Origin of the sequence: Agrobacterium sp. SORGH_AS_0440 (assembly GCF_031453135.1) — a bacterium.
GTDB lineage: Bacteria > Pseudomonadota > Alphaproteobacteria > Rhizobiales > Rhizobiaceae > Agrobacterium > Agrobacterium pusense.
In genome coordinates, this window is sequence record NZ_JAVIYR010000001.1 from 1,953,920 (window position 1) to 1,963,227 (window position 9,308).

General features: G+C 58.6%; 15 protein-coding genes and 1 pseudogene. 6 read left to right on the top strand and 10 right to left on the bottom strand.

All coding sequences use genetic code 11. The annotated features are described in order from the left end of the window. Window positions 1-10: 10 nt before the first annotated feature. From glgA to QE453_RS08885, 6 genes are all read right to left on the bottom strand, one after another. The gene (gene glgA, locus QE453_RS08860; RefSeq protein ID WP_309776823.1) at window positions 11-1,525 is read right to left on the bottom strand and encodes a glycogen synthase GlgA; all 1,515 of its coding nucleotides are present in this window, start codon (window positions 1,523-1,525) and stop codon (window positions 11-13) included. Between the two features lie 165 nt (window positions 1,526-1,690). Beyond that, on the bottom strand, window positions 1,691-1,870 hold the full coding sequence (locus QE453_RS08865) for a hypothetical protein (protein WP_309776825.1): 180 nt from the start codon (window positions 1,868-1,870) through the stop codon (window positions 1,691-1,693). A 120-nt stretch (window positions 1,871-1,990) separates the two neighbouring features. Next, complete coding sequence (locus tag QE453_RS08870) at window positions 1,991-2,605, bottom strand: isochorismatase family cysteine hydrolase (protein ID WP_309776827.1); 615 nt, start codon at window positions 2,603-2,605, stop codon at window positions 1,991-1,993. Between the two features lie 110 nt (window positions 2,606-2,715). Then, window positions 2,716-2,952: a hypothetical protein gene (locus QE453_RS08875; RefSeq protein WP_280170865.1), complete on the bottom strand. Its 237-nt coding sequence runs from the start codon at window positions 2,950-2,952 to the stop codon at window positions 2,716-2,718. Window positions 2,953-3,065: 113 nt separating this feature from the next. Continuing rightward, window positions 3,066-3,827, bottom strand: a complete 762-nt coding sequence (locus tag QE453_RS08880; protein WP_309776830.1) for a Crp/Fnr family transcriptional regulator — start codon at window positions 3,825-3,827, stop codon at window positions 3,066-3,068. A 14-nt stretch (window positions 3,828-3,841) separates the two neighbouring features. Continuing rightward, complete coding sequence (locus QE453_RS08885) at window positions 3,842-4,201, bottom strand: hypothetical protein (RefSeq protein ID WP_022563920.1); 360 nt, start codon at window positions 4,199-4,201, stop codon at window positions 3,842-3,844. Between the two features lie 273 nt (window positions 4,202-4,474). Between QE453_RS08885 and QE453_RS08890 the strand changes: the two genes are divergently transcribed. From QE453_RS08890 to QE453_RS08905, 4 genes are all read left to right on the top strand, one after another. Continuing rightward, window positions 4,475-4,975: a ferritin-like domain-containing protein gene (locus QE453_RS08890; protein WP_004444481.1), complete on the top strand. Its 501-nt coding sequence runs from the start codon at window positions 4,475-4,477 to the stop codon at window positions 4,973-4,975. Window positions 4,976-5,042: 67 nt separating this feature from the next. Beyond that, window positions 5,043-5,423 (top strand): DUF982 domain-containing protein, encoded by a 381-nt coding sequence (locus QE453_RS08895; protein WP_112552870.1) that lies wholly within the window; start codon window positions 5,043-5,045, stop codon window positions 5,421-5,423. A gap of 28 nt (window positions 5,424-5,451) precedes the next feature. Next, window positions 5,452-5,676, top strand: a complete 225-nt coding sequence (locus QE453_RS08900; RefSeq protein ID WP_004444479.1) for a hypothetical protein — start codon at window positions 5,452-5,454, stop codon at window positions 5,674-5,676. A 24-nt stretch (window positions 5,677-5,700) separates the two neighbouring features. Further along, window positions 5,701-5,847: a hypothetical protein gene (locus QE453_RS08905; protein ID WP_309776833.1), complete on the top strand. Its 147-nt coding sequence runs from the start codon at window positions 5,701-5,703 to the stop codon at window positions 5,845-5,847. A gap of 71 nt (window positions 5,848-5,918) precedes the next feature. Here the strand turns inward: QE453_RS08905 and QE453_RS08910 are convergent, their stop codons facing one another. The 3 genes and pseudogenes from QE453_RS08910 to QE453_RS08920 all read right to left on the bottom strand — a co-directional run bounded on the left by QE453_RS08910 (window position 5,919) and on the right by QE453_RS08920 (window position 7,734). Further along, the gene (locus QE453_RS08910) at window positions 5,919-6,266 is read right to left on the bottom strand and encodes a hypothetical protein (RefSeq protein ID WP_309776835.1); all 348 of its coding nucleotides are present in this window, start codon (window positions 6,264-6,266) and stop codon (window positions 5,919-5,921) included. Between the two features lie 83 nt (window positions 6,267-6,349). Beyond that, window positions 6,350-6,834, bottom strand: a pseudogene (locus QE453_RS08915) (UdgX family uracil-DNA binding protein). 174 nt (window positions 6,835-7,008) lie between these two features. Beyond that, window positions 7,009-7,734, bottom strand: coding sequence for a hypothetical protein (locus tag QE453_RS08920; RefSeq protein WP_309776836.1), 726 nt, complete (start codon window positions 7,732-7,734; stop codon window positions 7,009-7,011). On the opposite strand from QE453_RS08920, the gene QE453_RS08925 reads away from it, so the two are divergent. Both QE453_RS08925 and QE453_RS08930 read left to right on the top strand, forming a co-directional pair. Next, complete coding sequence (locus tag QE453_RS08925; RefSeq protein WP_309776838.1) at window positions 7,618-8,130, top strand: zinc-binding dehydrogenase; 513 nt, start codon at window positions 7,618-7,620, stop codon at window positions 8,128-8,130. The genes QE453_RS08920 and QE453_RS08925 overlap by 117 nt on opposite strands. Before the next feature lie 172 nt (window positions 8,131-8,302). Beyond that, window positions 8,303-9,076, top strand: coding sequence for a Crp/Fnr family transcriptional regulator (locus QE453_RS08930; protein WP_162702241.1), 774 nt, complete (start codon window positions 8,303-8,305; stop codon window positions 9,074-9,076). Here the strand turns inward: QE453_RS08930 and QE453_RS08935 are convergent. Beyond that, the gene (locus tag QE453_RS08935) at window positions 9,032-9,271 is read right to left on the bottom strand and encodes a DUF6894 family protein (protein ID WP_184287159.1); all 240 of its coding nucleotides are present in this window, start codon (window positions 9,269-9,271) and stop codon (window positions 9,032-9,034) included. The genes QE453_RS08930 and QE453_RS08935 overlap by 45 nt on opposite strands. Between the last annotated feature and the right edge of the window lie 37 nt (window positions 9,272-9,308).

The window sequence follows — 9,308 nt, forward strand, 5'->3', positions numbered from 1 at the left end:
GGCGTTTGCCTTATTGTCTGGCCTGCCGCCGCTCGATACGCATTCTCGCGAATGCGTCCGGCAATATGTCGGGAAACGAAAGTGACTCCTGCGGCTCTTTGCTGACGAGCCCTTCAAAAAGCGCCAGATATTGCGCCGCACTCTTTTCCCAGGAAAAGTTGGCACGCATGGCCTGGGCCTGGAGGCGCTTGAAGAGTTCCCTGTTGTTGAACGCAGCGATGGCGCGCTCCAGCGCCGCCCGCAGGTCGTCGATATTTGCCGGCTCGAACTGAAAGCCGGTAGCAACCCCCGCATCTATGGCGGCGTCGTTGGCGTCGATGATCGTCTCGGCCAAACCTCCGGTGCGGCTGACGATGGGTAAGGCGCCATATCGCAATGCGTAAAGCTGGGTCAGGCCGCATGGTTCGAAGCGCGAAGGCTGGATGATGAAATCCGACCCCGCATGGATCATGTGGGCCAGACGTTCGTCATAACCGATATGGGCACAGACCATTTCCGGATATCTTTTCGACAGGTCACGCAGGCCATCTTCCAGTTGCCCGTCTCCTTCTCCGTGAACGATCAGTCTGCCTTTCCGCGCGATGATGAGGGGAACAACATCGAGCAAAAGATCAACGCCCTTTTGCCAGGTGAGGCGGCTCACCACACCAAATACCGGGCCCTGTGTGTGGGCAAGGCCCAGAGCCTGAAGCAGCGCATATTTGTTCAGGCTCCGCCTTGCCACGGTCGCCGACATGAAATTCGCGAGAATGAAGGGATCGGTCGCGGGATTCCAGACATCCTGATCGACGCCGTTGACGATGCCGCGCACACTTTCGCTTCGCGTGCCGAACACGCCATGCATGCCCATGCCGGCTTCCGGTGTCAGGATTTCGCGCGCATAGGTTGGACTGACCGTGGTAACGGCCGATGCGGTCGTCAGGCCGCCCTTCAGAAAAGAGATGTCGCCGTAATATTCGAGGCATTCCACCGTGCAGAGCTCGTCCGGAAGCCCCAGAATCCTTGCGCGCGAAAAAGGATATTGACCCTGAAAGGAGAGGTTGTGAATGGTTAGGACGGTGGGCACCTCGCCCGGCGCCGCGTCGGCCAGATAGACACAGGTCAAGGCAGCGTGCCAGTCGTGAACGTGGACGATATCCGGCCTCCAACCCGGCATTAATCCAAGGGCAATGTCCGCCGCGGTCTTGGACAGGACGGCGAACCTGAGGTCGTTGTCGGGAAACGGGTGGTCCTTTTCGCCGTAGGGATGCCCATCCCGGTCAAAGAGGTCGGGCGCATCGAGCAGCAGCAAATTCTTCTGGTCGGCAACGAGCGAATATACCGTAACATCCTGTCCCAGCACGCTCGCGGAGAAGCAGGGTTGATGCCCGCGGATGAGGGGACGCAGTTTGCGATAGAGCGGCAGCAGCGTGCGCACCTCCGCACCGAGTTTGGCAAGCGCGTCCGGCAATGCTCCCGTCGTATCGGCCAGCCCGCCGGTTTTGATGAAAGGGAACATCTCGGCCGTGACGGCAAGAATCTGCATGAATGCCTCCGCATTTCGTCGATCTGTCATCGTGAGGAGACGCGGGGCTTTTATTGTTTGCAAAGCCTCTCGCCGCTTTAGTGGGTGTGCCGCGTCACGGGGGCAGGCGGCGGCGCTCAGATCAAGGACGGCCGATCCGCAATTCTGCCCTGGCACCGCGGAACGCTATCGATCCTGCTGATGTCCCTGATGGGTGGTGTTGATTTTTATGTTGGCCTGTCGTCCCGTGCGGGTGGAGGCGTTCTTCTCCTTCGCAGAAGAGGCTTCCTCCGCATTGAGGCGCTCATCGCCCGGGCCCTTGTCCGTGTGGTTGTCTTTCGGAATGGGGAGCGTTTTTCTGGTCATCTTGAACCTCGTTCGCATCTGGTGCAGATCGTTTCGATCGAACGAGTCGAACCCTGCTTCCGAGCGATTGTTCCCGTCCGTTTCGTCGCGGTCGCTAATTTTCCCCCGGTGTTTTCGAGGCTAGTCGCTGCGCAGGAATTCCTCTCTGCCCTGAAGCCAGTCCTGCGTGCTGACGAGGGTCAATTGTGCCGCGAAACGGCCCCTCAATACCGTCAGCGAGGCATCATGCGTTGCATCGCGTGCGCTGCAGACGGCGTCCTCAAGAAGGAAGATGCGATACCCCAGATCCACCGCCCCCAGCACGGTTGCGAGTACGCAGACATCCGTTTCCCCGCCGGAAATGACAAGCGTGCCGACCCCTTGGCCTACGAGTTTTCGGTGCAGGCGACCATCCGTCCAGGGGGAATAGGTGGTTTTCAGGAATTCTTCCGCAGGTGGAACGTAGCTCGCGAGCTCGCGGACGATATCGGTCATTTCGGGGCGAAGGTACTCGCCGGTCATCATCCACCATTTCTCATAATAACGCCCCCACCGCCCCGAGGCGGCGTCGGCATCCGGCGGTGGGATGAAGCGGGTGAAAATGGTCGTATGCGGCGAGTTCTCAACCACCCGCCCGACGTTCTCGATAATACGCGGCATCCAATCCACGTGCCATGGCGTCTCTTCCGCAAACATGCGCTGCATGTCGATGCAAAGATGACTCCACCGGGGAAAGAGGCCCTCTTCAGAATTCATAGGAATGTCCGAATGATTTGTGGGTCAGCTACCGTCAGCTAACAATCCGGTCCGCCGAAGGTTCCGCCCGCACGGCCGCCTTAGCCCGGCCGCATCGAAGACCCGACGGCCTACGCCCGGCGTTGGCCGGCGCGCCTCATTCTGAAATAAAGCGCCGACATTTCATGGAGCTTGCCGGGATCGACAATGCCGCGATTATACATTTTGAGGACGTAACGGGCGACGTCCTCCACGCAAAGGCTGGGATCGTGCTCTCCGGCCAGGACACAGTCATAAGCCGACTTGACCGTATTGATATCGTCGTTCAGGAAGATACCCGAACTCTGATAGGCGCGATAGGCGGACAATTTCACCTCCTTGGCGGCTGCGTTTGCGAGGCCGAAAAAGGGATCACCTGTCTATCTTATACGGAAAAGAGTGGAGGTAAATGGTCGTGACCGTACCGAAGGCGCCGATCTGCCTATAATGCGAGATTATGTCTTCCGGCCACTTCGGGTATCTGCGCATGAAAGCGCGCGAATACCCGCGCACTTTCCTCCTCTGCCAGCCCGTAATATTCCTGCGCATATGTTTCCAGCGCTTGCCGGTCCCTTATGGTGATTTTCGCTCTCTCGGCGCGGATCAGGCGCTCGCTTTCGAGGACGTGCAGCGCGTCCGTCACGCTCGGGCGCCTCACCGCCAGCATCATTGACAGGAAATCGTGGGTCAACTGTAGCTGGTCGCCACGCACGCGGTCGTGACACATCAGGAGCCAACGCGCCAGGCGCTGGCTGACCGTGCCTGTGGCGTTGGCGGCGGCCGTGCATTCCACCTGCGTCCTCGCGACGTGCGAGGCGCAGATCACGATGTCCGAGAATATTTGATGTTTCGCCATCAGGCTGCGGAAAACCTCCAAGTCCATAGCCACCGCCTTGCCCGGCGCCTGAACGACGATCTCGGTTAAGTTCTGCTCCGCGCCGGCGAGTGCACCGCTGGGTATGAAACCTTCATGTCCGACGATGCCGCTCTCGGTTTTCCGTCCTGACCTGGAAACTACAACGATGGATGCTATGCCCGAGGCGAGAAAAAGCACGCGATCGATGCGCTGACCGGCTGAGAAAAGTTTGTCGCCAAGCGAAAGTGTCAACGATGTCGACGCCTTCAGCACCTCGCTCCGCATTTCCGCATCAAGAAGGGAAAGGAGGAAACCCGTTTCTTCTCGCCCGTTGCTCCGCTCCAGCATAACGCTTTGCCTCGCTAGTGTCTTATGCCCCCTCCCTGCGCCATCAAGGCGGAGACAATGTTGTCTATGTCCTCTGAACGTGCGGAGAGCACAAAAGGTCCCGGTTCGCTCTCGAAGACCGGTCGGGGCACGAAAAACAGGTAGGGAACGGCCTTCTCTTCAAGCTGATCGGTCAGACGAAGCATGATCTCCGCCTCGTAGCGGACATCGATGATAGCGGCGGAAAACAGCAGCGTATCGTCATTTTCCATAACGTCGGCCGGGTAGGGACCTATCAGACCGACCTGCGCTCGGGACCAGGCTTTTGCTATTTCCGGTGTGACTGTGTCGGCCGCGCCGATGACCATTATAGGGAGACGCTTGATAGTCTGCATGCCTTGCTCCTCGCACGCCACCGGCAATGCGTATCTCTATTCAATACTATAATGTCTAACTAACCGTAGCCGGTTCATTCGATTTCATCAAATATATGCGAGACGGCACTACTGTATAGTTCTGAACATGCACCGACGATGAACGCGGCACGTCCGGATGCGCTTTTTTCAAGTCTTTTCAGCCAGAGCGGAACAATTGCGGGTACCCGGGGTTCGGGGCGTCGTTCACTCAAGGAGACGTATTCGGGGCGTCGTTCACTCAAGGAGACGTAAATGGCTAGTCAAAAAACGCTCGATGATCTGTTTCTGGATGGCCTGAAGGACATCTATTATGCGGAAAAACAGATACTCAAGGCCTTGCCGAAAATGGCGCGCGCCGCGCAGCTCGAAGAGGCGAAACAGGGTTTCCTGCAGCACCGGGATGAGACGCAAGGCCAGATCGAGCGTCTGGAGCGCGTGTTCGAAATCATCGGCAAGAATGCGCGCGGCAAGACCTGCGAGGCCATTCAGGGCATTATTGCGGAAGCCGAGGAAATCATCGAATCCTTCAAGGATTCGCCGGCGCTCGATGCGGGCCTGATTGCCTCCGCGCAGGCCGTCGAACATTACGAGATTGCCCGTTATGGCACTCTGGTGGCGTGGGCGGGCCAGCTGGGCATCGATGAAGGCGTTCCGCTGCTTCAGGCAAACCTCGACGAAGAAGGCGCAACCGACAAAAAACTGACGAAACTCGCCGCGACGGTAGCCAACCCGAAAAGCCAGAAAGCCGCCTGACGGAAATAGCGCTGGGTCCGTCTTCCGCATTGTAGGATGCGGAAGTCGACCCGTAAGTGACGGCGCGATGGTCCACGACCGCGTGGCAAATGCCACGGCGATGGAGAAAAAGATGACGACAATTCCGCTGCTCGGCGCATATCCGCTTGAAATTTTTCTGGGCGGCCGCTGCTTCAACGTTTCTGGCGTGGATGAGGCGGTTCGTTTGCTGGAGGAGGAATGGCCTGAAAAGGCAGGCGTCCATTACGCTCGGGCTTTGAGGAGTTGCCGCCTGGCCATGTTGAGAAACGGCTCTTCGGCGGTTGCGAGAGAGCATTTGATTGCAGCATGCCTGGAGGCCGGTATTCCGCTTGGCCCATCGTCAGGTATCGAAAATACTCAGCTGCCACTCTTTCCGGGGGCGAAAGCTGGCGGCAAAGGGAGTTTGGCGGCCGCGCCCCGCCGCTAAGACCCGGAACAGAAAGCACGAGGACAAGATGGCCGAGCCACGCGACCGCATAAAACCGGAAGAGGACCTCAATCGCCCTGTCAGCGAGGAGTTCGACTCCAAATATTCCCCCGTCGGCGTCGATGACGGTGCCTTTCGCGGACGGAAGCGAACATGGAAGAGGATGATGATCTATGCTTTGGTTATCTTCGCACTGGCTATCGTGATTGCATTATCTTTCCTTGTCGGTACGCATCCTGGCCGCGTATCCTGACAAGAATCCCGCGAGGAGAGGCAGATGAGCGAACGGACAGACGAAAAATCGATCTATTGGACGATTGTCGGCGCCGACACCAATACCAATGAGGGGCTGGCGCGATTGCTTGGCGTCATCCTGGTCTTCATCCTTATCGGCGGCTTTCTCGTCTGGCTGCTGCCCGGCTGAACCGGCGCCTGGCGGATAGATGGAGCGATGCCGTCCGGCATCTGTTTCGGACGGCATCCATACCGTATCCCTTAAAATTTTCCAGTGATCAGGTCCCGGCCTTCAATCGAGACCGGCGTGTTTATTTCCCCGCGCCTGCGTTTCAAGGGAATGTCCACCTGGTAAGGCGCGGCGACTGTCAGCCGGAACGCTTCACCGTTTCGGCGCGATACCGCCCGGTCGGTCGCCATGACGTCCGTCGTCGAGTGACGCAGTGGCATGGCTTCGTCCACAAGGATGAAGTCCATGTGCCGCGCCTTCGCCGATGTTACCGCGAGATAACGGCTTGGATAAACAGCCTCCATGACACTGCCGACCAGAACGGCCCAGCCATTTTCATGTGCCATGATCTCACATTCGATCTTCTTCTTCATTGCCATCAATCCTCCCTTTCGGCAGTGCCTAACCACGCTTGAAGAAGCTTGTTCCCCGCGGCTGGAAATGATTGCTGCCAGCAGACCGCTTATTCTGCCGCCGCCAGAAATTTCCTTATCTTGCGTAGATCGGCGACGAAGGCCTGCCGCTGTAGTCGCGCCTCGTCGCGGTCGCGAAGGCGCAGCAGGTAGGAAGGGTGAATGGTCACGAGAAGGCGTGTTCCGCCAGGGGTGGTGGAGAGATGCCCCCGCTGCGCGGTCACTCCGCTGGTACGGCCGGTGAGCGAATAAAAAGCCGTCGCGCCCATGGCGACGATCAGCTCTGGTTTGAGTAACCGCAGTTCCGCTCCCAGCCACCACGCGCAGCGCTGCACTTCCCCGCTGTTGGGGCGCGCATGGAGCCGCCGTTGCCTCTTTGTTCAAACTTGAAATGCTTGACGGCATTGGTGACATAACATTGCGAGCGATCGACGTCTGCTTCCTGCAGGCACGCGTCGAGCAGCCGGCCGGCGGGGCCGACAAATGGATGGCCCTTCAGGTCTTCGTCATTGCCGGGCTGTTCGCCGACAAGCACGACGCTCGCATCGTTTCTGCCCTCGCCAAAAACCAGCTGGGTGGCATTCCTGTAAAGATCGCAACGTTCGCAGCCTTCGGCCTGCCTGTGCAATGCAGCGAGTGAAGGCGCATCGGCATGATCGGGCTGAAAGGCCGGTGGGGGCGGTTCTTGCGGGCTGCGGTCGCCACGGGTCTATTCTCCCGGCGGCGGCTCTGCCGCATAGTGGCGTGTCCCGCGCCGGCATAGATAAACCTCCCGTTCCGGATGTCGCTCTATGATGAAGCCGGCGCTGCGAAGCATTGCCTCCACCGCGGCCCTGTTGGGTATGAACCAGTTCGTCGGATCGGCCGCATACCGTTCCTCTACGAAAAACAGTTTGGGATAAGCGGGATCCTCGGACATGGCCCATTCGGAAAACGGGTAATCTTCTTCGAGGTCGGGTATTCTCCCGTCACCCCGCTGGAGCGACTGGAAGAGCATCATGTCGGCTGCGACATGTTCGTGGATGAGATCGAGCGCCAGCAGCGGATGCCGCAGATGGTAAAATACGCCCATGAAGATCACGAGGTCGAAACGCTCTTCAAGCTTGGCCACGTCATAAACCGACAATTGCCGGAACTCTATGTCGAGTCCAGCCATGATATTGCCGATGCTGGCCTCGTGGTGCCCCTGCCGTCCGAGCTGGATGGTCATCCATTTCCTGGCGAGCCCCTCGGCTGCGCCATGAACATCTTCGAACGCAGCGGGATTGAGGCAGGGCAGACGGTCGCCATCATCGGTATCGGCTTCATCGGCGCGTTGTTGACGCAGCTTGCCGCCCGCCGCGGGGCACGGGTCATTGCCATATCGCGGCGGCCTTTTTCGCTGGAAGTAGCGCACCGGATGGGCGCGACTGAGCTTGTCGAGATGGATGATCACTGGCGCATCATTGAATGTGTCAGGCAGTTGACTGACGGGCGCTTCTGCGATCGTGTCATCGAAGCGGTGGGCAAACAGTGGCCGCTTGATCTCGCAGGCGAACTGACGGCCGAACGCGGACGGTTGATCATCGCCGGTTATCACCAGGACGGGCCGCGCCAGATCAATATGCAATTGTGGAACTGGCGCGGGCTTGATGTCATCAATGCGCATGAAAGAGATCCGGCCATCTATATCAGCGGAATGAGGAAGGCCGTGGCAGCGGTTGCCACGGGCGAGCTCGATCCGTCGACATTATATACTCACCGGTATACTCTGAATGATCTGGACCGGGCGCTGAACGATACCAGGGATCGTCCCGAGAGTTTTCTCAAAGCGCTGATAACTTACCCATAAGCGAACCGTAAGGTCGCCTGCATTGATGGGATTCTGGTTTTGCCCGGTTCGATCGCAAGGCCGCGATGGTGCCCAAGGGTACGGAAACGTACATGGCATTTCCTTGCAATTTCAAGCTGCTAAGTTGCCGCGCGTTTGGTGTCGTCGAGCGAGGGGGAAGCGGGTAACGGTTATGCCTGGATCGAGTATTTTTGCGCGCAACCGATTGCTGAGAGCGTTGGGTGAAGAGGGGTTTTTGCGGCTGGTTGCCCGGATGGAGATGATCAATCTGCCCGTGGGCTATCAACTGGTCGGCGCCAACACGCCCATCTCGCGAGTGTGTTTCATTGAGAGCGGTATTGCTTCGTCCGTGGCCCGGACGGAAGGCGGCAAAAGCATGGAGAACATGCTTGTCGGCCGTGAGGGCATGACCGGATGGCCTGTTCTGCTGGGCGCGCGGACAACGCCCGACGAGACGACGATGGGCGTCGCGGGCGAGGGATTCGTCATCGCTGCAGCCGATCTCAGGCGCGAGATGGAACGGGACGCACGCCTTCGCGATCTGTTGCTGGGATATATCAATATCTGTCTGCTTCAGGTGGGTCAGCTTGTCCTCGCAAACGGACAATATGCCCTGCGTGAAAGGCTGTCCCGCTGGCTGCTGATGTGCCACGACCGGCTCGACACCGATGACCTGCCCATTACGCATGAGTTCATGTCGAGTGTATTGGGGGTGCGACGGCCGGGAATCACCAATGAGCTGCATATCCTAGAGGGCATGCGGGCCATTCGGGCAACACGCGGCAATGTGCGAATCATTGATCGCAAGGTGCTCGAGGAGACAGCGGGGGTGACCTATGGTGTCCCCGAAAAGGAATATGAAAGCCTAATGGCGCAATGGCGCGCAGAGATTCCCATCCCCTCAGGGCTTCCTGTCGAGGGCATCGGCGAAGGGAACCACTTTTAAGAGCTCGCGGGCCGAATTGCGGATCACGACGCATCCTTCCGAGATGTCGCGTCCCTGAAGGATCGCCTCGCTCATCAGTTCGCGGGCGTCCTTGTGGGCTTCCTCTATGGCCTGATCGAGCGAGGCGAAATCACTTCCCTCGTCATCATCGAGAATATGCTGGCCACTGACGATGCTGAAGAAAAACCTTGGCATTGAAGTGTCCCCAGAACCTGACGGCTTCCGGCGGGTT

What these genes read in the sequence shown, in the direction of transcription:
- glgA (WP_309776823.1), bottom strand. Translation starts at nt 1,525, where the DNA reads ATGCAGATTCTTGCCGTCACGGCCGAGATGTTCCCTTTCATCAAAACC.
- QE453_RS08930 (WP_162702241.1), top strand. Translation starts at nt 8,303, where the DNA reads ATGCCTGGATCGAGTATTTTTGCGCGCAACCGATTGCTGAGAGCGTTG.
- QE453_RS08910 (WP_309776835.1), bottom strand. Translation starts at nt 6,266, where the DNA reads ATGGCAATGAAGAAGAAGATCGAATGTGAGATCATGGCACATGAAAAT.
- QE453_RS08890 (WP_004444481.1), top strand. Translation starts at nt 4,475, where the DNA reads ATGGCTAGTCAAAAAACGCTCGATGATCTGTTTCTGGATGGCCTGAAG.
- QE453_RS08895 (WP_112552870.1), top strand. Translation starts at nt 5,043, where the DNA reads ATGGTCCACGACCGCGTGGCAAATGCCACGGCGATGGAGAAAAAGATG.
- QE453_RS08900 (WP_004444479.1), top strand. Translation starts at nt 5,452, where the DNA reads ATGGCCGAGCCACGCGACCGCATAAAACCGGAAGAGGACCTCAATCGC.
- QE453_RS08870 (WP_309776827.1), bottom strand. Translation starts at nt 2,605, where the DNA reads ATGAATTCTGAAGAGGGCCTCTTTCCCCGGTGGAGTCATCTTTGCATC.
- QE453_RS08880 (WP_309776830.1), bottom strand. Translation starts at nt 3,827, where the DNA reads ATGCTGGAGCGGAGCAACGGGCGAGAAGAAACGGGTTTCCTCCTTTCC.
- QE453_RS08865 (WP_309776825.1), bottom strand. Translation starts at nt 1,870, where the DNA reads ATGACCAGAAAAACGCTCCCCATTCCGAAAGACAACCACACGGACAAG.
- QE453_RS08935 (WP_184287159.1), bottom strand. Translation starts at nt 9,271, where the DNA reads ATGCCAAGGTTTTTCTTCAGCATCGTCAGTGGCCAGCATATTCTCGAT.
- QE453_RS08885 (WP_022563920.1), bottom strand. Translation starts at nt 4,201, where the DNA reads ATGCAGACTATCAAGCGTCTCCCTATAATGGTCATCGGCGCGGCCGAC.
- QE453_RS08905 (WP_309776833.1), top strand. Translation starts at nt 5,701, where the DNA reads ATGAGCGAACGGACAGACGAAAAATCGATCTATTGGACGATTGTCGGC.